Below are 21,143 nucleotides of genomic sequence, written 5' to 3'. Positions count from 1 at the left end.
CTGGTGAACCGTTCCGTAGTCCACCGGATACCCTGAATTTGGTGGTAACCGGCGTGTCGGGTAGTGTCAGGCCACAGTCCCACTTATCAGGACGCGTCTGCCGGTCTTCCGGCCGATATGAACTTCTACCCCGTAGGCCAGCGAGAGCGGCTGAGGGGTTTCGGCACGTTCAAAACAAGACGCTCGTGAACAGCAGGGAAATGATCTCGAAGAAGGTCTCGTCCGACCACGAGGGCCCACCGGTTGAGTGCCGGAAGAGCCCGGGGTCACGGCAGGACACGAACAAGCAGAAAGTCGGTTAATGCCTACTATCCAGCAGCTGGTCCGCAAGGGCCGCCACGACAAGTCTGGCAAGGTTGCCACGGCTGCCCTGAAGGGCTCGCCGCAGCGTCGTGGCGTGTGCACCCGTGTGTACACCACCACCCCCAAGAAGCCGAACTCGGCTCTCCGTAAGGTCGCCCGTGTGCGACTCACCTCCGGCATCGAGGTTTCCGCCTACATCCCGGGCGAGGGTCACAACCTCCAGGAGCACTCCATGGTGCTCGTTCGTGGCGGACGTGTGAAGGACCTTCCGGGTGTCCGTTACAAGATCGTCCGTGGATCCCTCGACACCCAGGGTGTCAAGGACCGCAAGCAGGCCCGTTCCCGCTACGGCGCGAAGAAGGAGAAGTAGCACATGCCTCGTAAAGGTCCCGCACCCGTACGCCCCCTCGTCAAGGACCCGGTCTACGACGACGTCATCGTCTCCCAGCTCGTGAACAAGGTTCTGCTGGACGGTAAGAAGTCGACCGCCGAGCGCATCGTCTACGGTGCTCTCGAGGTCTGCCGTGAGAAGACCGGCACCGACCCGGTCCTCACCCTGAAGAAGGCGCTCGACAACGTGAAGCCGGCCCTCGAGGTCCGCTCCCGTCGTGTCGGTGGCGCCACCTACCAGGTGCCGGTCGAGGTCCGTCCCGGTCGTTCCACCACCCTGGCACTGCGCTGGCTGGTCACCTTCACCCGTCAGCGTCGTGAGAACACCATGACCGAGCGTCTCGCCAACGAGATCCTTGACGCATCCAACGGTCTCGGTGCCTCCGTCAAGCGTCGTGAGGACACCCACAAGATGGCCGAGGCCAACCGCGCCTTCGCCCACTACCGCTGGTGACCTGAGAGGACCCTGCCGTCGGCAGGGTCCTCCCCGGCCGGTGTAGAACCTGCGTGGTCGCCCGGTCGATGGCACAATCATCTACGACATTCCGACTACATTGAGGGAATAGACTGTGGCACAAGAAGTGCAGAAGGACCTGAAGAAGGTCCGCAATATCGGCATCATGGCGCACATCGATGCCGGTAAGACCACGACCACCGAGCGCATCCTCTACTACACCGGCATCAACCGCAAGGTCGGCGAGACGCACGACGGTGCCTCCACCACGGACTGGATGGAGCAGGAGAAGGAGCGTGGCATCACGATCACCTCCGCCGCCGTCACGTGTTTCTGGGACGACAACCAGGTCAACATCATCGACACGCCTGGTCACGTCGACTTCACGGTCGAGGTCGAGCGCTCCCTGCGCGTCCTCGACGGTGCTGTCGCCGTCTTCGACGGTAAAGAGGGCGTCGAGCCCCAGTCCGAGCAGGTCTGGCGTCAGGCCGACAAGTACGACGTCCCGCGCATCTGCTTCGTCAACAAGATGGACAAGCTGGGCGCTGACTTCTACTTCACCGTGCAGACCATCATCGACCGTCTCGGCGCCAAGCCGTTGGTCATGCAGTTGCCGATCGGTGCCGAGGACGACTTCGACGGCGTTGTCGACCTGCTGACGATGCAGGCGATCACCTGGCGGGGTCGCGTCGAGGTCGGTGCCGAGCCGACCTACGAGGAGATCCCGGCTGAGTTGGCCGACAAGGCCGCTGAGTACCGCGAGAAGCTGCTCGAGTCCGTCGCCGAGTCCGATGAGGCTCTGATGGAGAAGTACTTCGCGGGTGAGGAGCTCTCCCTCGAGGAGATCAAGGCCGCGATCCGCAAGATGACGATCAACTCCGAGATCTACCCGGTCTTCTGTGGTACCGCCTACCACAACAAGGGCATCCAGCCGGTTCTCGACGCTGTCATCGACTTCCTGCCGTCCCCGCTGGACGTCGAGAACATCCAGGGCCACAAGCCGGGCCACGAGGACGTCGAGATGTCCCGCAAGCCCAGCGACGATGAGCCGTTCTCCGCCCTGGCCTTCAAGATCGCCGCGCACCCGTTCTTCGGTAAGCTCACTTTCGTTCGTGTCTACTCCGGAAACGTCGAGCCCGGCCAGCAGGTCCTGAATGCCGTCACCGGCAAGAAGGAGCGCGTGGGCAAGCTCTTCCAGATGCACGCCAACAAGGAGAACCCGGTCGACAAGGCCCACGCCGGTAACATCTACGCGATGATCGGTCTCAAGGAGACCACCACCGGTGACACCCTGTGTGACACCAATGACCCGATCCTGCTGGAGTCCATGGACTTCCCGGAGCCCGTCATCAAGGTCTCCATCGAGCCGAAGACCAAGTCCGACCAGGAGAAGCTGGGTGTCGCCATCCAGCGTCTGACGGAAGAGGACCCCACCTTCACCGTCAACCTCGACGACGAGACCGGCCAGACCATCATCGGTGGTATGGGCGAGCTGCACCTCGACGTCTTCGTCGACCGCATGAAGCGTGAATTCAAGGTCGAGGCCAACGTGGGCGCTCCGCAGGTCGCCTACCGCGAGACGATCCGCAAGCCGGTCGAGAAGATCGAGTTCACCCACAAGAAGCAGACCGGTGGTTCCGGCCAGTTCGCGAAGGTGATCATCGCTCTCGAGCCGTACAACCCCGAGGCCGACGAACTGGAGGAAGGCGAGGACCCGAGCTACAAGTTCGTCAACGCCGTCACCGGTGGTCGTATCCCGAAGGAGTACATCCCCTCCGTCGACGCCGGTATCCAGGACGCCATGCAGTACGGCTACCTGGCCGGCTTCCCCCTGGTCGATATCAAGGCCACGCTCATCGACGGTCAGTACCACGACGTCGACTCCTCCGAGATGGCGTTCAAGATCGCCGGCTCCCAGGCGCTGAAGGAAGGCGTCGCCAAGGCGAAGCCGGTCCTGCTCGAGCCGCTGATGGCCGTCGAGGTCACCACCCCTGAGGAGTTCATGGGTGAGGTCATCGGCGACATCAACTCGCGCCGCGGTCAGGTCTCCGCGATGGAGGACCGCTCCGGTGCGAAGGTCGTCAAGGGCAAGGTCCCGCTGTCCGAGATGTTCGGTTACGTCGGCGACCTGCGTTCCAAGACGCAGGGCCGTGCGAACTACACCATGATCTTCGACTCCTACGGCGAGGTCCCCTCCTCTGTCGCGACGGAGATCATCGCTGAGCGCACCGGCAACGCCTAAGTTCCGGTAGCTGTCGGGAACCCCCGACGGTCATGTCCTCGCCTCCCCGTTCCACCCGGCCGTCCCCGGAAACCCCCGGGGACCGGACGCTTGCTTACGGGAGGGTAGGGGCCAGCACCCGGTATCCTCACAACCAGCCGTCACCACGCAGTTTTTCCTGCGGCGCTGGTTGCAGTAGGATGCAGAGTGCTGGCCGTTACCCAGCACCTGCGTGAAGGCAGGAAGCCCTTTCAGTCCCGCCGTTTCCGGTGCGGGGATGTCACGGCCGCCAACGCGCTGTACGATGCTGTAATCGGCACAATGAAAGATTCCGGTGTTCCGGCCGCTGCGATCAGCGGTGGACCCGGTACCGGAAAAATACAACCCCACGTGGCTGCGAAAGTCGTAGTCACCGAAGAGTCCAGGAGGACATCACAGTGGCGAAGGCTAAGTTCGAGCGTACTAAGCCGCACGTTAACATCGGCACCATCGGTCACGTCGACCACGGCAAGACCACGACGACTGCCGCGATCACGAAGGTTCTGGCTGACACCTACCCGGAGCTCAACCACGCCTTCGCTTTCGACGCGATCGACAAGGCGCCGGAGGAGCGCGAGCGTGGTATCACGATCAACATCTCCCACGTCGAGTACCAGACGGAGAAGCGCCACTACGCACACGTGGACGCCCCGGGTCACGCCGACTACATCAAGAACATGATCACCGGTGCTGCTCAGATGGACGGCGCGATCCTCGTTGTCGCCGCCACCGACGGCCCGATGCCGCAGACCCGTGAGCACGTCCTCCTGGCCCGCCAGGTCGGTGTGCCCTACATCCTCGTCGCCCTGAACAAGTGCGACATGGTTGACGATGAGGACCTCATCGAGCTCGTCGAGATGGAGGTCCGCGAGCTTCTGGCTGAGCAGGACTACGACGAAGAGGCCCCGATCGTTCAGATCTCCGCTCTGAAGGCACTCGAGGGTGACCCGAAGTGGACCCAGGCCATCGTCGACCTCATGAAGGCCTGCGACGAGTCCATCCCGGATCCGGAGCGCGAGACCGACAAGCCGTTCCTCATGCCCGTCGAGGACATCTTCACGATCACCGGTCGCGGCACCGTCGTCACCGGCCGTGTCGAGCGCGGTCAGCTGAACCTGAACGACGAGATCGAGATCATCGGCATCCGCGAGAAGTCCACCAAGACCACGGTGACCTCCATCGAGATGTTCAACAAGCTGCTGGACTCCGCAGAGGCCGGCGACAACGCCGCACTGCTGCTCCGTGGCCTGAAGCGCGAGGACGTCGAGCGCGGCCAGGTTATCGCCAAGCCCGGCGCATACACCCCGCACACCGAGTTCGAGGGCTCCGTCTACATCCTGTCCAAGGATGAGGGCGGCCGCCACACCCCGTTCTTCGACAACTACCGCCCGCAGTTCTACTTCCGCACCACCGACGTCACCGGCGTCGTGAAGCTGCCGGAGGGCACCGAGATGGTCATGCCCGGCGACAACGTCGACATGAGCGTCACCCTGATCCAGCCGGTCGCCATGGACGAGGGTCTGCGGTTCGCCATCCGTGAGGGTGGCCGCACCGTCGGCGCCGGCCGTGTCACCAAGATCAACAAGTAGTCTGATCTGACAGGCTTCGTCTTCGTCTCCTCCCGGAGGCGCTGAACGACTTTCAGCCCCCATCCGTACGACGGGTGGGGGCTGATCTGTGTCTGCGGTCGGTGTACAGGAACAGGGACCCCAATCCCGGCGGCCCCGGTCATCGTTGTGAGAAATGCCATAAGTAGGTCTGCCATACCCGAATACAGGGTAGGGTACGCTGCGTGCCGCCCGGCGGGTGGTACCAGTCCCTCACATCTCTCTCCCTCAAGGAGGACGCAGTGCTTCCCTCTATCCAGTCATATCAGCTGCCGGTGGCAGCTGACCTGCCGAACAGTCGGGCCGATTGGCAGGTGGACGCCCCTCACGCCGCTCTGCTGATCCATGACATGCAGAACTACTTTATCGACGCGTTCGGCGCAGACTCGCCGATGATCGCGACAGTCATCGACAACATCCGGTCGCTGCGTCGGGCCGCGGTGGACGCAGACATCCCCGTGTTCTATACCGCCCAGCCCCCCAACCAGGATCCGGCCGAGCGTGGCCTGTTGTGGGACTTCTGGGGCCCCGGCCTGCAGGAGGAGACGGAGGCGGAGATCGTCGACGCCCTGTCGCCCCGTGCGGCGGACACGGTCCTGACCAAATGGCGCTATGACGCGTTCTCCCGTTCAGACCTGGAGGAGATACTCGCCGCGGACGGCCGGGACCAGCTCATCATCGCCGGCGTCTACGCCCACATCGGCTGTCTCGCGACCGCCACATCGGCGTTCATGCGGGACATCAAACCTTTCCTCGTCGCCGATGCCATGGCCGACTTCACGCCCGGTGACCACCGTGCAGCGCTGACGTTCGCGGCGGCACGGTGCGGCCAGGTTACCGACACCGACCACGTGGTGGCCGACCTGGCGTCCTCGTCCCGAGTGACGCAGGCTGTGGGGTCGGACGCTTAGCATGGTTGCAGAGTCGTACAGTCCTGCACGTCATCATGTGGTGACTGGCGCTGCGGGTGGAATAGGGAACGCTGTCGTCACGCAGCTTCTGTCTGCGGGCCAGACGGTGACCGCCGCTGACATCAGTTATCCGCGGGGAATTACCCGCGTAGAGTCCCCGCTGCCAGGTGCCCTGCATCGGGTAGGTCTCGACGTGGGGGATTCGGGACAGGTCGAGTCGGTGGTCCGGGAGATCTGGGAAACGGTGGGTGCAGTGGACTCCCTGGTCAACGGCGCGGGTGTCATCGCCTCCGGCCCGGGAATGGAGGCCACGGACGGCGACTGGGACCGACAGTTCTCCGTCAATGCGTTCGGCGTCTTCGCGATGTGCCGCGCCCTCGGCCCCCGAATGGCGGCCAACGGTGGAGGGTCGATTGTCACGGTGGGCTCGAACGCGGGAACGGTGCCGCGGTCGTCCATGGCGGTCTATGCGGCGTCGAAGGCGGCTGCCAGTAGTGTGACGAGGTCCTTCGGGCTCGAGCTGGGCCGCGAGAATGTACGGTGCAACGTCGTCTGCCCGGGGACGACACGTACGTCAATGATCGAGGGGCTCGGTTCAGAGGAGTCCCTGGTCGCTGGGCAACCGGACCTGTACAAGTCCGGTATCCCGCTGGGACGCATCGCGTGTCCCGAGGACATCGCGTCAGTCGTCGTATTTCTGTCCGGTGACGGTGCCCGTCACATGACTCTCCAGGAGGTGGTCGTCGATGGTGGTGCCAGCCAGCGCTGACTTAGGTGGTCCGCACGCGGTGTTCGATTTTTCGACGCCGGAGTACCGGCTCACCGCGCGGGGTGTCGCGCATGTCGTCGCACCGGAAGCCTGGGACGGACCGGGTGTCGCCGATGCGGTTGAATCACTCCTCACACACGCCGGGCATGACGGGCCGGTGGTCGGGTGCATCCCGTTCGACACCGGGCGTCCTGCCGCGTTGTACATTCCGGAGGACGTCACATGGCGTCAGGCGTCAGCGGGTGACGACGCAGGGGAAGGCCCAGGAGAAGGCCCAGGACCGACCGTTGTGCAGGGAGCGGCGTCTTCGTCACCGGTCGGGCTCCCGGACTCACCCGGGTACCGGCAGGCGGTGGCACGGGCGGTCGAACGGATCGACGCGGGCGATCTCGAGAAGGTCGTCCTGGCCCGCACCGCCGTCCTTGACGCAGACGAGGACTTCGACATCGACCGTCTGGTCTGCGATCTCGGCGTGGCGAACCCCCACGCGTACGTGTACCGGACCGACATCGGCGCGACAGGCGACAACGCCTGCGGTGAAGGGACGCTGGTCGGCGCCAGCCCGGAGCTCGTCCTACGTAGCCGACGTGGCGCGGTGACGAGCTGCCCGCTGGCTGGTTCAGTTCCCCGGGACAGGGAGAACCCCGCCAGGGACCGCGATCTCACCCGGGGGCTGTTGAACTCCCCGAAAGACCGGGCTGAGCACGCGCACGTCGTGCGACAGGTGGGTGAGGTCTTCCACCGGTATGCAGAGAGCGTCGTCGTCCCGGAGGCGCCCAGCGTGGTGTCGACCCCGGTCATCCTCCACCTCGGGAGCAGGATCACCGGCAGGTTGCCTCAGGCAGGTTCTCCGGGTGCCTTCATGAGGATGCTCTATGATCTGCATCCGACACCTGCCGTCTGTGGTTGGCCGACGGCGACGGCCCGTGAGGTCATCACGGAACTCGAGGATTTCGACCGGGGGATGTACTCGGGTCTGGTCGGCTGGGTCGACGCGGAAGGGAATGCCGAATGGGCACTGTCGCTGCGCGGAGGCGTGGTGTCCGGTAGCCGGGCTCAGTTGTTCGCAGGCGCGGGTATCGTCTCAGAGTCGGTACCGGAGGAAGAACACCGGGAGACCGCGACCAAGTTCGCGACCTTCGCGCGGGTGTTGCAGAACCAGCAACGCCGTCCCGTCACTGTCTGACGGCCGGCGGAAGCGACGGAAACGACGGAGACGGGTTCGCAGCGTACGATTGCCCGGTATGCGACTGTGGAGCCTGCACCCCTCGATTCTGGACCGCGCCGCCCTCGTCGCCTGCTGGCGCGAAGCCCTGCTCGCGCAGAAAGTGCTTGAGGGCGGGACCCGCGGCTACAAGGCGCACCCCCAGCTCAGGCGATTCCGTGAACACGATGCCCCCACCTCGGCGATCGCCGCCTATCTCTTCGCTCTCCATCAGGAGGCGACGGCGCGTGGCTACCGGTTCGATGCGGCACGTATTCGTGATACGTCCACTCCCGACGAGCTGTCCGCGATCACGGTGACCCAGGGGCAACTTCGTTATGAACTGCAGCACCTGCGCAGGAAAGTCGCCGGGCGCGCACCGGAGTGGCTGGTGAAACTTCCAGCGGAGCAGTTGCATGATATTCGGTGCCATCCCCTGTTCCGCGGTGTACCGGGCGACGTTGAGGAGTGGGAGGTCGTCAGCGTCACTCGACAGTAGACTCGACGGGTCGCGGTTCCCGCGGCTCGGCATGGTCCCGCTGCTCTTCATGACTGGGATTCACCGGTGAGAGGACGTTGCCGTCCTGTCGCGGGTCAAGCGGCACGATGGTGGGTGTTCCCGTGACGGGGTCGGGCACCACCATAGAGCGCAGTCCGAATACCTCTTCGACGAGAGCAGGAGTCATCACATCTGCGGGGGCACCGGTGGTGACGATCTCTCCGTCGCGCATGACAATGAGATGTCCCGCGTACCGGCACGCCTGGTTCAGGTCGTGCAGGACGGTGACGACGGTTTTGCCGTGGTCGTGGAACGTGCGAAGCAGTTCCATCAGTTCGTACTGATGAGCGATGTCCAGGAATGTCGTCGGTTCATCGAGCAACATGATTGGTGTCTGTTGGGCCAGGAGCATCGCGACCCACACACGTTGGCGCTGTCCTCCTGAGAGCTCCGCGACGAGTCGCCCGGACAGGGTGTCCGTGCGCGTGGACTCCAGCGCTTGTTGGACCGCGGCCTCGTCCTCCCGGGACCACTGGTGGAAGAGTGACTGATACGGCGCGCGGCCGCGGGCGACGAGATCGGCGACGCGGATCCCGTCGGGTGCCAGGGACGTCTGCGGGAGGAGGCCAAGTACCCTTGCGACCTCTTTGGCTCCGTATGATGAGATCGGTTTGTCGTCGAGGAGGACTTTCCCCTTCACAGGGGAGAGAACCCGGGCAAGTGCTCGGAGCAGCGTGGACTTTCCGCACCCGTTGGGGCCGATGATGGCGGTAAAGGACTGGTGGGGGATGTCCACCGAAAGATCGGTGGAGATGATCCGTTGGTCATAACCGATGGTGGCGTCGATGGCCTGCAAACGGGCCGAGGGGCCGTACGTTGAGTCAGTCATTAGGTGTATTCCGTTAGTTGGTCTATTTCGGGGTGCCGTATTGTTTCCGCGCTTCACGGACCAGGAGCCAGATCATGTAGATTCCGCCGACGCTCACGGTGAGCAGCCCCACAGGGATGGAACGGTAGAACTGGGCGATCACCAAGGAAAGGAAGTGCGCAAAAGTCAGCAGAGCTGCACCGACGGCGGCTGCGCCGAGGACGGTCACTCCTGGTGTGCCGGCTATCCGCCGGGCCAGTTGCGGCGCCACCAGGGCGATGAAGCCGATAGGGCCGGCTGCGGCGGTTACCAGGGCGGTTGTCGCCACGCCGGTGATCATCAGGGCGAGCCGCGTACGTTCGACGTTGATGCCCTGGGTGGTGGCCGCGTCGTCGCCCAGCTCCATCTGCTTCAATGCCGGAGCAAGCAGGGCGATCAAGACGATCACCAGGATGCCGAGCGCCAGTACCGGCACCAGTGACTGCCAGGTGACCCGGTTGATTGAACCGGCAGACCAGAATCCGACCATCATGGCGTCCTCGACGTCAGCACGGGTGATCAGGTAGGCATTAAGTGACCCCAGAGTCGCGGAGACACCGATACCGACGATGATCAGACGGAAGCTCTGGACCGACTTGTTTTTCCGGGCGAGCATGAACACGATGAAGGCGGTGATGATACCGCCGATGATGGCAGCAAAGGCGATGTTCCAGTAGGCAGTCGAGCCGGTGACCAGCATCGTCACGGTGACGGCGGTAAAAGAGCCGGCGTCGAAGCCGATGATGTCCGGGGAACCGAGCGGGTTCCTCGTCATCGACTGGAATACGGCGCCGCCGATACCCAGCAGTGCACCGAAGAAAACTGCGGCGATGGCCACCGGCATCCGCCACTCGACGACGACAATCCGGTGGAACCGTTCACCATTACCGATGATCGCGTTGAACACCTCCAGGGGATTGAGTGGATACTGACCGATGCCGATGGCGATGAGTGCCAACAGGGCGGCGGAGCCGATGAAGAGAAAAGCGACCACACCTGACCGGATGTGGATCCGATGGTCGGTGAACGAAGTACGGACGGTGCGCGAGGCGTAACCGAAGTCGATCGGGGTCGTGGAGATCGTCGCCGGAGCTTTAGTTGGTGTTTTCACAGGCCGCTCGCGTTCTTCCTTCGGACCAGCGCGATAAGCACTGGAGCGCCGATGACGGCGGTGAGGATGCCGACCTCGATCTCGCCCGGGCGGGCGATGACACGACCGAGTGTGTCCGCCAGGAGGACCATGACTGGGCCACCGATCAGACAGTAGAAGAAGATCCACCGCTGGTCTGGCCCCACGATCCAGCGCACGACGTGGGGGACCATCAGCCCCACGAAGCCGATACCGCCGGTGAGCGCCGTGGCACCACCGGCGAGCACGGTGACGGCGAGGATGGTGAGGATCCTGGCACGTACGACTTTGGTGCCGAGTGAGGCGGCGAGGTCATCGCCCAGCGCGATCGAGTTCAGGTCGGTGGAGACGATGACCGCCAGGACGAAGCCGAGGAGCAGGAACGGCAGCACCGCCTGGGCGTCGTCAAGGGAGGTCCTGGCTACCGACCCCAGGTTCCAGTTGCGGATGGCCTCGAAGGTGTCGGGGTCGATGAGCTGGAGGAAGCTGGTGACTCCCCCGAACACCGCGGCGAGTGCGACACCCGCCAGGACGAGGGTGGCCGGGTTGGCGCCCCGTGCGCCGCCGGCGAGCCCGATGATGTACACCAGGATTGTCGTCGCTGCCGCACCGATGAATGCGAACCAGATGTACTGGGTGATTCCCGCGATGCCGAATACCCCGACCCCGACGGTCACGGCGAGTCCCGCGCCGGCGTTGACACCCAGGATGCCGGAGTCGGCCAGGGGGTTCCGGGTGAGTGCCTGGATTAGTGCTCCGGACAGGGCGAAAGCAGCACCTGTGACCACGGCGATGACCGTCCGTGGAAACCGCTGGTCCCAGACGATGTAGGAGGCTTCGTTCTCGCCACGGTTCCAGATGGCGTCCCACACGTCCGCATAGGGGATCGGGTTGGCTCCGTGTGCGAGACTGGCGATGAACGCGAAGAGAAGTACGGCGAGCAGGGCCGCGAGACCGACGGCACGTTTGGTGTATAAACCGGCTGTACCGGTCAGCCCCGGGGAACGGCCCTCCGGGTCCGGGGTTCCGGCGACGGCATCCTGCCGTGTGTTCAGGGTGTGTGTCATGGGCACGTGGGGGGTCCCGAACCCAGCCGGAGACCACGCTCTTCCTTCTGATGGTCGACGCGGAGCGGACCCTTGTGAGGGTTCGCTTACCTGGGGAAGACTATCAGTAGGCTAGCCTCACCGTCAAGGCTCTCTGCTGCGCCCGCGCACCGCGCAGGGAGGAGGCTTCAGCCGGGTTACTGTGGGCGTGCCGGTTGCTCCACCTGGAGAAGGAAACGGGGGAGAACTTCCTGGCCGGGTAGTGCAGCGGTGATGTCCGCAGCGGCGCGGCGGCAGCTCTCGTTGAGTTCAGTGACGTCGGTCTCCGCGGGGATCCGCAACCGGATCTCGATGATGTCGGTGCCCCTGTCTTCACTTGCCCGGTAGGTGGCAGATCGGACGTCGTCACGTTTCTCGAAGGTCTGCGCGACCGCGGAGGCCACGTCGGCTGGCGACGTACGGATAGTGCCGGTCGGTGCGGAGGTCGGGGACGCGCTCCGTCCGAGGCGTTTGCGCTCGATGTTTATACCGATGAACAGGAGGCCGAGAAGACCGCTCACCACGGCGGCGATGACGAGAATCGTCTCGTAGTTGTCGCGCGCGCTCAGGTCCGCCCAGAAGTCCCTGTTGACGTAGTCACCGATCCGTTCAGCAGGTGCAAGGTCGAGACGGAGACCGATCATCCAGAAAGCGACGCCGCCGAAGACAAGGAAGAGCAGGAACGTCACGATGCGGTCGAATGAGGCTTTTCCGCGGTTCATCGTCCTTCACCTCCCGGGGTAACCGTCACCTGGACGCTCGGGGCGGGGTCCAGGAGTGCGGAGAGTTCTGAGACGTGCGTGGACACCCGTGTGCGGATCGTCTCGGCGGACTCCGGTGTGACCGCCGTGACGACCTTCACGGAGATCTTCTTACGCGTTGTCACCGTGTGGGCTGAGAGCACACCGGGGACCCGGCGGGCGGTGGCCGTGGATAGCCGGGCGACATCGACGGGTCGGGCGTAGAGTTCCGATCCGTCCCCGAAGGCCATGTGGGTGCGACGCCGTGGCCGCAGGGAGACAAGGAGGAAAAACAGGGCGACCAGGGCAGACCCTATGCCCGCCCACAGCATCCATGATTCGCTCTGCACGGTGGCGAACCAGTCGAAGACCGGGGGGAGCAGCTGGCTTCCGGACATAGAGCCGTTGAGGATGAGCAGGTCGCGGACGATGACTACTGTGACGCCGACCAGTACCAGTCCCAGGACGATCGTCCACCCGCGTGCCAGAGGAGAGGCTTTCGGCTGCGGAGCCCGTGGAAGGTCCCCGAGGTCCGCGGTCGACGTGTCCTCGGACAGTGGCAGGTCGGCCGCGAATCTTCCCGACGGTTCCGGCCGGTACTTCTCCGGATGCTGTGCTGTTGTCATCGCGGACTCCTGTCGTGGTCGTCGCCGGGTGCCAGGTTGTCGCCCGTGCCGGTGGAACGCCAGCGACGGGACCTGTCGACTGTCACCGGAATACGGCGGTGGTTCCGAACGGACGGGAAAATCGTCACCCCGAGCCCCTGGGGAGTGGGTACGGTGCGGGTCGGTAGGCCGCGCGGGGTCGGGATGTCGTGCAGCAACGGGCCGCTGGGGGTGGGCACATCGTAAAGGATACGGAGCCCGCGCGACGGCGGCGGAGCCGTAACCGTCACGTGGTCGACGATGACAGGCTCCAGAAGACGCGGCCGAGCTGTGCTGTGTGGTGACCGTGGGTGCATCACCGGTGCCGCCGACGGAGTCACCGGGTGCGTTACCTCGGTCGGCCGGGGCGGCTGGACGGGCGTGGCGTGGACCGGCGCCGGCGTCGACGGATGCAGTACCGGGCGCGGCGTCGGTGCGGAGACGTGCCGCGCGGGTGTCGGCCGTCCGACGGTGACGGGTGTGAGCTGGACTGACTCCACCGCCCGGGGATGGACCGGCTTATACGGTTCGGGTGTCGCAGGTACGGTGACTTCCGTGACCTGGCGGGCGACGGTGGGGGAGGACGCCTTCAGCGGTGTGGCGGAGATGCGGGTGTACTCCGGGGTCCGGGGGGCAGCCTCCAGGTCGGTGACGGCGACCGTCTCCTCTGCTTCAGGGACGACGGCTGCCACATCGACGTTGACTGCCAGCACCGGCACGCCGGTCGAGTGCTCGATCCACTCGCCGACTGTCTCCCTGGTGACCTGGGCCACCGCCACGGTGGGGGCCGGCCATGCGGTGGCGATCTGAATGTCGGCGACGGCGGCATGGCCGCCAGGATCCATCTGTACGCTCACCCGGGGTAGACGGCGCCCCGTGAACTGGCCGATACCCGAGGAATGCCGGATGACCCCAGGCACCGAAAGTGCCGCACGCGTGGCGATCTTCTCCAGGACCTTCAGGTCGATGGAGGTGTGCGCTCGCTGTCGCCGGTAGGCCTCGCTGCGGGGAAGCTCTTCAGTGGTTGCTGCATTGTCGGAAGGTGAGGGGGACACGGGGAATCAGCCCCGTCCCCGACCGCTGCTGTTGAAGGCGCGGCGCAGGTCGATGACGCCTTCCACATGGGCGCCGACGGCACCGCCGACCCCGCAGAGCACGAGCACAACGAGGAAACCGACCACGCCGTCCCAGAGGGCCCCGACTGCCAGGAGGAATCCCAGCAGCACGCCAATTATTGTCGCGTACTTCATCATGACCTCACTATCAGTTGGATTTCTCGTCGGTACCGGTGTCCGAGAAGCGACGGGCACCGGGGAAACTGGTGGGGAGCCGCGACCGGACAGTGCGGTCGGCGTCCCGGACAAACTTGCCGGCGGCACGCATCACCCGGCGGGTCTTCGGGGAATGTGCGATGACGGCACCCTTCGCGCGGAGGTCCTCCGTGCGCCGGAGTACTTCATCGGATGTCCGGCCTGCGAATTCGGTGGCCTGACGGGCAACGTCGTCGGGAATGAAGCCGGGAAGCCGGACGCTTTCCATGCCACGTCGAACTGAAGCCCGGCGTTGCCAGCGGGAGTCGAGTTCGCTGAGTGCCGCGATGAGCCGGGCATCCGAGCCGCCGGTGTCCGGATGGTTGTCGCGGATGACCTGACGGCGCTCACGGACGTACTCCGGATCCTTGCGGAAGTCCGGGGGCGGGCCCTGTGCTCCGGGGGTACTCATGACGGCTCCAAGATGACGTGGTGACGGGGAACGGGGACGGAAGGACGACGCCGGTTACTGGACGCGGGGGGCCTGCTCCGTCTCGTCCTCCTCGTCGTCGTGGTCCTCGGGAAGGTGGACATCGTGGACGACGACGTTGACCTCGGTCACCTGGAGGCCGGTCATCTCCTCGACGGAGAGGATGATGTTGCGACGGATCGCCTCGGCCAGTTCGTGGATCGCGACGCCATACTCTGCGACGATGGAGATGTCGACGGCAGCCTGGCGGTCGCCGACCTCCACCGAAATGCCCTGCTGGACGTTGACACGTCCGCCAGGGATACGCTCGCGCAGAGCACCGATGGTGCGGGAGGCGCCGCCGCCCAGCCCGTGGACGCCGGACACCTCGCGTGCCGCCATCCCGGCGATCTTCGACACGACGACATCGGCGACAGAAGTCCGGCCGTGGTCGGTGAACAGTTCAGAGTCGACGGAGCTGTCGTCCTGCACAGCGGGGGCGTTTGCCTTGCCGGAGTTGTTTGTGGAGTCGTTGTCACTCATAGGGTGGCCTCACTGTTCTCGATGGTGCTGACGGAAGGTATGGGTGCCAGGATACTCACTTTCCGCGGGCGTGCTGGTGACAGTACGGAGGCGCACCGGTTCGGGGGAGGGAAGACGGATTTGAAGGAACAGGCACTGCATGGTTAAATACAGGACGTTGCTTTGACATTGTGTCCGAGCGCCTTTGCTTTTTGCCCCGTCATCAGGCCGTATCGGAACCGGTGGTTGGGAGAGCGACGGTGCAAGACGGCGCAGATGGTGAAGTGAGCATGAACCATCATCGGCAGGATGCCTCGGACCGGAATTCTATCCGTCCGGGGTGGAACTGTCGTGCGGTAACCCCTGCGGAGACGGCAGACACGCCCGACCGCGGGGGCCGGAGTGGGGCATGGCAAATAAACAGCGGCAGTAAGTGAAGATCCCGACCACCACGTTGGAGGGGCTCTTCCTCACCATGATTCGGCGGCGACCGGGGACTACCTCGGCGCCGGTCGGACGGACACCGTGTTTTGCCATCGTTTCTACGACGGCATCCCGGGGGACCGTGAGACCAACCGAAGTCATAACTGGCGACTGTGCCAGGCCCCCGGCCGGACAGCGTTGACATTGAAAAGAAGTTCCCTCGGACCCGGGTCACCGGGCGAGGGGGACACGAGGAAGAGGACTAGCGTGGCGGGACAGAAGATCCGCATCAGGCTCAAGGCCTACGATCACGAGGCAATCGACGCTTCTGCGAAGAAGATCGTCGAAACGGTCACCCGTACCGGTGCTCGTGTGGTCGGCCCTGTGCCTCTGCCCACTGAGAAGAACGTGTACTGCGTCATCCGCTCGCCGCACAAGTACAAGGACTCGCGCGAGCACTTCGAGATGCGCACCCACAAGCGCCTGATCGACATTCTCGACCCGACGCCGAAGACCGTTGACGCCCTGATGCGCATCGATCTGCCGGCAAGCGTCGACGTCAACATCCAGTGATCTCGTCAGAGATTGTGGACTTGAGTCTGAACTGAGGCAGCGGAGACTGAATTATGAGTGAAAACGAGATCAAGGGCATCCTGGGCAAGAAGCTCGGCATGACCCAGATCTTCGACGAAGACAACCGGGTCGTTCCGGTCACCGTCGTCGAAGCTGGGCCGTGCGTCGTCACCCAGGTGCGCACCAAGGACATCGACGGCTACGACGCCGTCCAGATCGCCTACGGCGACATTGACCCGCGCAAGGTCAACAAGCCGCAGGCCGGTCACTTCAAGAAGGCCGGTGTGACCCCGCGCCGCCACGTGACGGAGCTCCGCGTCGATGACGCCTCCGCCTACGAGGTCGGCCAGGACATCACCGCAGAACTGTTCAGTGAGGTCAACTTCGTTGACGTCACCGGCACCTCCAAGGGTAAGGGCTACGCCGGTGCCATGAAGCGTCACGGCTTCGCCGGTCAGGGCGCCTCCCACGGTAACCAGGCCGCCCACCGCCGCGTCGGCGGCATCGGCGCCTGCGCCACCCCGGGCCGTGTCTTCAAGGGCACCCGGATGGCAGGCCGTATGGGCAACGAGCGCGTCACCCTGCAGAACCTGAAGGTCGCAAAGCTGGACCTCGAGTCCAACCTGCTCCTCATCAAGGGTGCCATCCCCGGAGTTAACGGCGGTATCGTCACCGTCAAGACCGCAGTGAAGGGCGGTGCACACGCATGAGCAACCTGACTCTCAACGTCCAGACCGCTGACGGTGCCACCAACGGCTCGGTCGAGCTGCCCGCGTCCATCTTCGACGTGGAGCCGTCCGTCCCGCTGATGCACCAGGTCGTCGTGGCCCAGCTGGCCGCGAAGCGACAGGGCACCCACGCCACCAAGACCCGCGGCGACGTCCGCGGTGGTGGCCGCAAGCCGTTCCGCCAGAAGGGAACCGGCCGCGCCCGTCAGGGTTCGATCCGCGCCCCCCACTACACCGGTGGTGGCACGGTCCACGGCCCGCAGCCGCGCGACTACGACCAGCGGACCCCGAAGAAGATGAAGGCAGCTGCACTCCGCGGTGCCCTCACCGACCGCGTCCGCAACGAGCGCATCCACCTCGTGGAGGAGCTCGTCGCAGGCCAGACTCCGTCGACCAAGGCCGCGCGGACGTTCATCGAGCGTCTCACCGACCGGAAGTCCGTCCTGGTCGTCCTCGGTCGCGAGGACGTCACGGCGTGGAAGTCGGCCAACAACCTGCCGAACGTCCACACCCTGGCCTTCGATCAGCTCAACACCTACGACGTCCTGAACGCAGACGACATCGTGTTCTCCGTCGAGGCGCTCAACGGCTTCATCGCCGTGGCTGACGCCGCCAAGGCCCCTGAGAAGGCCGCAGCCAAGGAGGAGGCAAAGTGAGCACCATCGCCGACCCCCGGGACATCATCGTCGCACCCGTCGTCTCCGAGAAGTCCTACGGACTCATGGAGCAGAACGTGTACACGTTCCTGGTGAACCCGGACTCCAACAAGACCCAGATCAAGATTGCCGTCGAGCAGATCTTCGGTGTGAAGGTCGCCAGCGTCAACACCCTCAACCGCGTGGGCAAGCGCAAGCGTTCCCGCACCGGTTACGGTCAGCGCAAGGCCACCAAGCGCGCCATGGTGACCCTGGTCGCCGGCAGCGATCCCATCGACATCTTCGGTGGTGCGACCGCGTAGCGGCCGTGCATACCGACAGGTAAAGAGAGAGCAGAAGTATGGCTATTCGCAAGTACAAGCCGACTACGCCGGGTCGCCGCCAGAGCTCCGTTTCCGAATTCGACGAGATCACTCGCTCGACGCCGGAGAAGTCTCTGCTGCGCCCGCTGTCGAAGAACGGCGGCCGCAACGTCCACGGCCACATCACCACCCGTCACAAGGGTGGCGGCCACAAGCGTCGTTACCGTGTCATCGACTTCCGTCGCAATGACAAGGACGGTATCACCGCCAAGGTCGCGCACATCGAGTACGACCCCAACCGCACCGCGAACATCGCGCTGCTGCACTACGTCGACGGTGAGAAGCGGTACATCATCGCTCCCCGCGGTCTGACGCAGGGCACGATCGTCGAGTCCGGTGCGGGCGCCGACATCAAGCCGGGCAACAACCTGCCGCTGCGCAACATCCCGACCGGTACGACCATCCACGCCGTGGAGCTCAAGCCGGGCGGCGGTGCCAAGATGGCCCGCTCCGCCGGTGCCTCGGTCCAGCTGCTGGGTAAGGAGGGCAAGTACGCCATCCTGCGTATGCCGTCCTCCGAGATCCGCCGCGTCGACATCCGTTGCCGCGCCACCATCGGTCAGGTCGGCAACGTCGACCAGATCAACATCCGGTGGGGCAAGGCCGGCCGTATGCGCTGGAAGGGCGTCCGCCCGACCGTCCGCGGTGTCGTCATGAACCCGGTCGACCACCCGCACGGTGGTGGTGAGGGCAAGACCTCCGGTGGTCGCCACCCGGTCTCCCCGTGGGGTCAGCCTGAGGGCCGCACCCGCAAGCCGAACCGTCCGAGCGACAAGCTGATCGTCCGCCGTCGCCGCAGCAACAAGAACAAGAAGCGCTAAAGGAGGTAGTTGAGAATGCCACGCAGCCTCAAGAAGGGCCCGTTCGTCGACGAACACCTCCTCGCGAAGGTGGACGTTCAGAACGACGCCGGCACCAAGAAGGTCATCAAGACCTGGTCACGCCGGTCCACCATCCTTCCCGATTTCATCGGCCACACTTTCGCCGTCCATGACGGCCGGAAGCACGTCCCGGTGTTCATCGACGATTCGATGGTCGGTCACAAGCTGGGCGAGTTCGCCCCGACCAAGACCTTCAAGGGTCACGTCAAGGATGACAAGAAGGGTCGGCGATAGACATGTCTGACACCGCTGTCAACAACGCACGCGCAACCGCCAAGTTCGTCCGGGTCACCCCGATGAAGGCACGCCGCGTCATCGACACCATCCGCGGCAAGTCCGTGGAGGACGCCCTGGCACTGCTGCGCTTCGCGCCGCAGTCGGCTTCCGAGCCGATCGCCAAGGTCGTCGCCTCCGCTGCAGCCAACGCGGAGAACAACTTCGGCCTGGACCCCCGCACGCTCGTCGTCTCCGAGGCTTTCGCCGACGAGGGTCCGACGCTCAAGCGGTTCCAGCCGCGCGCCCAGGGTCGGGCTTTCCAGATCCGTAAGCGCACCAGCCACATCACCGTGGTTGTCGAGAGCCAGAAGGGAAGTGCTCAGTAGTGGGCCAGAAGATTCAACCCCACGGCCTCCGGCTGGGTATCACTTCCGAGTGGCGCTCCCGCTGGTACGCCGACAAGCAGTACGCTGACTACCTCGCCGAGGACATCAAGATCCGCGAGTTCCTGTCGAAGGGCCTTGACCGCGCCGGCATCGCCGACGTCGTCATCGAGCGCACCCGCGACCGGGTCCGTGTGGACATCCACACCGCTCGTCCGGGTATCGTCATCGGCCGCCGTGGCTCCGAGGCCGACCGCATCCGCGGTCAGCTGGAGAAGCTCACCGGCAAGCAGGTGCAGCTGAACATCCTCGAGGTCAAGAACATCGACGCGAACGCTCAGCTGGTGGCACAGTCCATCGCCGAGCAGCTGAGCAACCGCGTGGCATTCCGCCGCGCGATGCGCAAGGCCATCCAGTCCGCGATGCGTCAGCCCGAGGTCAAGGGAATCAAGGTCGTGTGCTCCGGCCGTCTCGGCGGTGCCGAGATGGGTCGCACCGAGCGCTACCACGAAGGTCGCGTTCCGCTGCACACCCTGCGCGCCGAGATCGACTACGGCACCTACGAGGCCCACACCACCTTCGGACGCATCGGCGTCAAGGTGTGGATCTACAAGGGCGACGTCGTCGGTGGCCGCCGTGAGTCCCTGCAGAACGCACGCGACGAGCGTCCGCGCCGTAACAACCGTGAGCGTCCGCGCCGCGGTGGCGCCCGCCGCCAGCGTGCAGAGCAGAAGCAGGAGGGTTAACCCGTGCTTATCCCCAAGCGCACGAAGTACCGTCGCCAGCACCGTCCGCACCGTTCCGGTGTGTCCAAGGGCGGTAACCGGGTGACGTTCGGCGAATACGGCCTGCAGGCCCTGGAGCCGACCTACATCACCAACCGTCAGATCGAAGCTGCCCGTATCGCCATCAACCGCCACGTCAAGCGTGGTGGCAAGGTGTGGATCAACATCTTCCCGGACCGCCCCCTGACCCAGAAGCCGCTCGGCGTGCGTATGGGTTCCGGTAAGGGCCCCGTGGAGAAGTGGGTGGCAAACGTCAAGCCCGGCCGCATTCTCTTCGAGATGGACTACCCCAACGAGGAGGTCGCCCTCGAGGCGCTCCGTCGTGCCGGCAACAAGCTGCCCTGCAAGGTGCGCATCGTGAAGAAGGAGGATCAGTTCTGATGGCTACCGGAACCCCGGCTCACGAATTCCGCGAGCTCAACAACGAAGAACTGACCACCCGTCTCACGGAGGCGAAGGAAGAGCTGTTCAACCTGCGCTTCCAGTCCGCCACCGGTCAGCTGTCCAACAACCGTCGACTGGGCACCGTGAAGCGCGACATCGCCCGGATCTACACCGTCCTGCGCGAGCGCGAGCTCGGACTGTCCACCGTCCCCGGTGGTGACGACGCATAATGAGCGAGGCTACTGTGAGCAACGAGAACACCAAGGGCGCACGTAAGGTCCGCTCCGGATACGTCGTGTCCGACAAGATGAGCAAGACCATCGTCGTCGAGCTCGAGGACCGTAAGAAGCACGCCCTCTACGGCAAGATCATGCGCGCCAACTCCAAGGTGAAGGCGCATGACGAGAACGAGACCGCCGGCATCGGCGACCTCGTCCGTATCGAGGAGACCCGGCCGCTGTCCAAGGACAAGCACTTCCGTCTCGTCGAGATCATCGAGAAGGCCAAGTAGTCCCTTTCCGGGACTTCGCGCCTTCCGACGCGAAACCCCGCCGCCCCGGGTATCCCGGGTGGCGGGGGTTTTGTGCCTCCGGAGACAGTGAACCTCAC

28 protein-coding genes are annotated in these 21,143 nt (G+C 64.6%); 19 read left to right on the top strand and 9 right to left on the bottom strand.

Going from position 1 to position 21,143, the window contains the following annotated elements; all coding sequences use genetic code 11:
* The first annotated feature begins 301 nt into the window (after positions 1 to 301).
* The 8 genes from rpsL (at position 302) to FS507_RS02390 (ending at position 8,397) form a co-directional block, all read left to right on the top strand.
* Positions 302 to 673: a 30S ribosomal protein S12 gene (gene rpsL / locus FS507_RS02425; RefSeq protein WP_038546228.1), complete on the top strand. Its 372-nt coding sequence runs from the start codon at positions 302 to 304 to the stop codon at positions 671 to 673.
* Positions 674 to 676: 3 nt separating this feature from the next.
* Positions 677 to 1,147 (top strand): 30S ribosomal protein S7, encoded by a 471-nt coding sequence (gene rpsG, locus FS507_RS02420; protein WP_145941244.1) that lies wholly within the window; start codon positions 677 to 679, stop codon positions 1,145 to 1,147.
* 115 nt (positions 1,148 to 1,262) lie between these two features.
* Entirely contained in the window at positions 1,263 to 3,389 is a 2,127-nt protein-coding gene (fusA, locus tag FS507_RS02415; RefSeq protein WP_145941243.1) for an elongation factor G, read from the top strand.
* Between the two features lie 416 nt (positions 3,390 to 3,805).
* Positions 3,806 to 4,996: an elongation factor Tu gene (tuf, locus tag FS507_RS02410; protein ID WP_145941242.1), complete on the top strand. Its 1,191-nt coding sequence runs from the start codon at positions 3,806 to 3,808 to the stop codon at positions 4,994 to 4,996.
* Between the two features lie 260 nt (positions 4,997 to 5,256).
* Positions 5,257 to 5,925, top strand: a complete 669-nt coding sequence (locus FS507_RS02405; protein ID WP_145941241.1) for an isochorismatase family protein — start codon at positions 5,257 to 5,259, stop codon at positions 5,923 to 5,925.
* Between the two features lies 1 nt (position 5,926).
* Entirely contained in the window at positions 5,927 to 6,694 is a 768-nt protein-coding gene (locus FS507_RS02400) for an SDR family oxidoreductase (protein ID WP_145941240.1), read from the top strand.
* A 19-nt stretch (positions 6,695 to 6,713) separates the two neighbouring features.
* Positions 6,714 to 7,880, top strand: a complete 1,167-nt coding sequence (locus tag FS507_RS02395) for an isochorismate synthase (RefSeq protein WP_186314525.1) — start codon at positions 6,714 to 6,716, stop codon at positions 7,878 to 7,880.
* Positions 7,881 to 7,938: 58 nt separating this feature from the next.
* Entirely contained in the window at positions 7,939 to 8,397 is a 459-nt protein-coding gene (locus FS507_RS02390) for a pyrimidine dimer DNA glycosylase/endonuclease V (RefSeq protein ID WP_145941238.1), read from the top strand.
* Here FS507_RS02390 and FS507_RS02385 read toward each other — a convergent pair.
* The 9 genes from FS507_RS02385 to FS507_RS02345 form a co-directional block, all read right to left on the bottom strand.
* Positions 8,384 to 9,286, bottom strand: a complete 903-nt coding sequence (locus FS507_RS02385; protein WP_145941237.1) for an ABC transporter ATP-binding protein — start codon at positions 9,284 to 9,286, stop codon at positions 8,384 to 8,386. The two genes, FS507_RS02390 and FS507_RS02385, sit on opposite strands and share 14 nt — an antisense overlap.
* 22 nt (positions 9,287 to 9,308) lie before the next feature.
* Positions 9,309 to 10,415 (bottom strand): FecCD family ABC transporter permease, encoded by a 1,107-nt coding sequence (locus FS507_RS02380; protein ID WP_260853118.1) that lies wholly within the window; start codon positions 10,413 to 10,415, stop codon positions 9,309 to 9,311.
* Entirely contained in the window at positions 10,412 to 11,500 is a 1,089-nt protein-coding gene (locus FS507_RS02375; RefSeq protein ID WP_145941236.1) for a FecCD family ABC transporter permease, read from the bottom strand. The genes FS507_RS02380 and FS507_RS02375 overlap by 4 nt, the downstream gene beginning before the upstream one ends.
* A 176-nt stretch (positions 11,501 to 11,676) precedes the next feature.
* Positions 11,677 to 12,240 carry a hypothetical protein gene (locus FS507_RS02370; protein WP_145941235.1) on the bottom strand — a complete coding sequence of 188 codons (564 nt, stop codon included), beginning with the start codon at positions 12,238 to 12,240 and terminating at the stop codon, positions 11,677 to 11,679.
* Positions 12,237 to 12,884, bottom strand: a complete 648-nt coding sequence (locus FS507_RS02365) for a DUF6286 domain-containing protein (protein ID WP_222121379.1) — start codon at positions 12,882 to 12,884, stop codon at positions 12,237 to 12,239. The genes FS507_RS02370 and FS507_RS02365 overlap by 4 nt, the downstream gene beginning before the upstream one ends.
* Entirely contained in the window at positions 12,881 to 13,957 is a 1,077-nt protein-coding gene (locus FS507_RS02360) for an Asp23/Gls24 family envelope stress response protein (RefSeq protein ID WP_145941234.1), read from the bottom strand. The genes FS507_RS02365 and FS507_RS02360 overlap by 4 nt, the downstream gene beginning before the upstream one ends.
* Before the next feature lie 6 nt (positions 13,958 to 13,963).
* Positions 13,964 to 14,155: a hypothetical protein gene (locus FS507_RS02355; RefSeq protein WP_038546250.1), complete on the bottom strand. Its 192-nt coding sequence runs from the start codon at positions 14,153 to 14,155 to the stop codon at positions 13,964 to 13,966.
* A 10-nt stretch (positions 14,156 to 14,165) separates the two neighbouring features.
* Positions 14,166 to 14,624 (bottom strand): hypothetical protein, encoded by a 459-nt coding sequence (locus tag FS507_RS02350; RefSeq protein ID WP_145941233.1) that lies wholly within the window; start codon positions 14,622 to 14,624, stop codon positions 14,166 to 14,168.
* Between the two features lie 54 nt (positions 14,625 to 14,678).
* Entirely contained in the window at positions 14,679 to 15,164 is a 486-nt protein-coding gene (locus FS507_RS02345; protein ID WP_145941232.1) for an Asp23/Gls24 family envelope stress response protein, read from the bottom strand.
* 669 nt (positions 15,165 to 15,833) lie between these two features.
* Here FS507_RS02345 and rpsJ point away from each other — a divergent pair.
* The 11 genes from rpsJ to rpsQ are packed head-to-tail and all read left to right on the top strand — an operon-like array spanning position 15,834 to position 21,045.
* Positions 15,834 to 16,139 carry a 30S ribosomal protein S10 gene (gene rpsJ, locus FS507_RS02340; protein WP_010120790.1) on the top strand — a complete coding sequence of 102 codons (306 nt, stop codon included), beginning with the start codon at positions 15,834 to 15,836 and terminating at the stop codon, positions 16,137 to 16,139.
* 53 nt (positions 16,140 to 16,192) lie between these two features.
* On the top strand, positions 16,193 to 16,849 hold the full coding sequence (rplC, locus tag FS507_RS02335; RefSeq protein ID WP_038546270.1) for a 50S ribosomal protein L3: 657 nt from the start codon (positions 16,193 to 16,195) through the stop codon (positions 16,847 to 16,849).
* On the top strand, positions 16,846 to 17,523 hold the full coding sequence (gene rplD, locus FS507_RS02330; protein WP_145941231.1) for a 50S ribosomal protein L4: 678 nt from the start codon (positions 16,846 to 16,848) through the stop codon (positions 17,521 to 17,523). The genes rplC and rplD overlap by 4 nt, the downstream gene beginning before the upstream one ends.
* On the top strand, positions 17,520 to 17,825 hold the full coding sequence (rplW, locus tag FS507_RS02325; RefSeq protein ID WP_038546277.1) for a 50S ribosomal protein L23: 306 nt from the start codon (positions 17,520 to 17,522) through the stop codon (positions 17,823 to 17,825). The genes rplD and rplW overlap by 4 nt, the downstream gene beginning before the upstream one ends.
* Positions 17,826 to 17,863: 38 nt before the next feature.
* A complete protein-coding gene (rplB, locus tag FS507_RS02320; protein ID WP_075814249.1) occupies positions 17,864 to 18,706 on the top strand; it encodes a 50S ribosomal protein L2 in 843 nt (280 codons plus the stop codon).
* 15 nt (positions 18,707 to 18,721) lie between these two features.
* Positions 18,722 to 19,000 carry a 30S ribosomal protein S19 gene (rpsS, locus tag FS507_RS02315; RefSeq protein WP_145941230.1) on the top strand — a complete coding sequence of 93 codons (279 nt, stop codon included), beginning with the start codon at positions 18,722 to 18,724 and terminating at the stop codon, positions 18,998 to 19,000.
* Between the two features lie 2 nt (positions 19,001 to 19,002).
* Positions 19,003 to 19,368: a 50S ribosomal protein L22 gene (gene rplV, locus FS507_RS02310; RefSeq protein ID WP_038546287.1), complete on the top strand. Its 366-nt coding sequence runs from the start codon at positions 19,003 to 19,005 to the stop codon at positions 19,366 to 19,368.
* Entirely contained in the window at positions 19,368 to 20,111 is a 744-nt protein-coding gene (gene rpsC / locus FS507_RS02305; RefSeq protein ID WP_038546290.1) for a 30S ribosomal protein S3, read from the top strand. Before rplV ends, rpsC begins: the two co-directional genes overlap by 1 nt.
* A 3-nt stretch (positions 20,112 to 20,114) precedes the next feature.
* Entirely contained in the window at positions 20,115 to 20,531 is a 417-nt protein-coding gene (gene rplP, locus FS507_RS02300; RefSeq protein WP_145941229.1) for a 50S ribosomal protein L16, read from the top strand.
* Positions 20,531 to 20,764: a 50S ribosomal protein L29 gene (rpmC, locus tag FS507_RS02295; protein ID WP_038546298.1), complete on the top strand. Its 234-nt coding sequence runs from the start codon at positions 20,531 to 20,533 to the stop codon at positions 20,762 to 20,764. The genes rplP and rpmC overlap by 1 nt, the downstream gene beginning before the upstream one ends.
* A complete protein-coding gene (rpsQ, locus tag FS507_RS02290) occupies positions 20,764 to 21,045 on the top strand; it encodes a 30S ribosomal protein S17 (RefSeq protein ID WP_075814251.1) in 282 nt (93 codons plus the stop codon). The genes rpmC and rpsQ overlap by 1 nt, the downstream gene beginning before the upstream one ends.
* Positions 21,046 to 21,143 lie beyond the last annotated feature (98 nt).

It is taken from the genome of Corynebacterium glyciniphilum AJ 3170 (assembly GCF_007673095.1).
Classification (GTDB): domain Bacteria; phylum Actinomycetota; class Actinomycetes; order Mycobacteriales; family Mycobacteriaceae; genus Corynebacterium.
This window is presented reverse-complemented; position numbering and strand designations above follow the sequence as displayed.

What these genes read in the sequence shown, in the direction of transcription:
- rpsL (WP_038546228.1), top strand. Translation starts at nt 302, where the DNA reads ATGCCTACTATCCAGCAGCTGGTCCGCAAGGGCCGCCACGACAAGTCT.
- rpsG (WP_145941244.1), top strand. Translation starts at nt 677, where the DNA reads ATGCCTCGTAAAGGTCCCGCACCCGTACGCCCCCTCGTCAAGGACCCG.
- FS507_RS02400 (WP_145941240.1), top strand. Translation starts at nt 5,927, where the DNA reads ATGGTTGCAGAGTCGTACAGTCCTGCACGTCATCATGTGGTGACTGGC.
- FS507_RS02390 (WP_145941238.1), top strand. Translation starts at nt 7,939, where the DNA reads ATGCGACTGTGGAGCCTGCACCCCTCGATTCTGGACCGCGCCGCCCTC.
- FS507_RS02385 (WP_145941237.1), bottom strand. Translation starts at nt 9,286, where the DNA reads ATGACTGACTCAACGTACGGCCCCTCGGCCCGTTTGCAGGCCATCGAC.
- FS507_RS02375 (WP_145941236.1), bottom strand. Translation starts at nt 11,500, where the DNA reads ATGACACACACCCTGAACACACGGCAGGATGCCGTCGCCGGAACCCCG.
- FS507_RS02370 (WP_145941235.1), bottom strand. Translation starts at nt 12,240, where the DNA reads ATGAACCGCGGAAAAGCCTCATTCGACCGCATCGTGACGTTCCTGCTC.
- FS507_RS02365 (WP_222121379.1), bottom strand. Translation starts at nt 12,884, where the DNA reads ATGACAACAGCACAGCATCCGGAGAAGTACCGGCCGGAACCGTCGGGA.
- FS507_RS02355 (WP_038546250.1), bottom strand. Translation starts at nt 14,155, where the DNA reads ATGATGAAGTACGCGACAATAATTGGCGTGCTGCTGGGATTCCTCCTG.
- FS507_RS02350 (WP_145941233.1), bottom strand. Translation starts at nt 14,624, where the DNA reads ATGAGTACCCCCGGAGCACAGGGCCCGCCCCCGGACTTCCGCAAGGAT.
- FS507_RS02345 (WP_145941232.1), bottom strand. Translation starts at nt 15,164, where the DNA reads ATGAGTGACAACGACTCCACAAACAACTCCGGCAAGGCAAACGCCCCC.
- rplC (WP_038546270.1), top strand. Translation starts at nt 16,193, where the DNA reads ATGAGTGAAAACGAGATCAAGGGCATCCTGGGCAAGAAGCTCGGCATG.
- rplD (WP_145941231.1), top strand. Translation starts at nt 16,846, where the DNA reads ATGAGCAACCTGACTCTCAACGTCCAGACCGCTGACGGTGCCACCAAC.
- rplB (WP_075814249.1), top strand. Translation starts at nt 17,864, where the DNA reads ATGGCTATTCGCAAGTACAAGCCGACTACGCCGGGTCGCCGCCAGAGC.
- rpsS (WP_145941230.1), top strand. Translation starts at nt 18,722, where the DNA reads ATGCCACGCAGCCTCAAGAAGGGCCCGTTCGTCGACGAACACCTCCTC.
- rplV (WP_038546287.1), top strand. Translation starts at nt 19,003, where the DNA reads ATGTCTGACACCGCTGTCAACAACGCACGCGCAACCGCCAAGTTCGTC.
- rpmC (WP_038546298.1), top strand. Translation starts at nt 20,531, where the DNA reads ATGGCTACCGGAACCCCGGCTCACGAATTCCGCGAGCTCAACAACGAA.
- rpsQ (WP_075814251.1), top strand. Translation starts at nt 20,764, where the DNA reads ATGAGCGAGGCTACTGTGAGCAACGAGAACACCAAGGGCGCACGTAAG.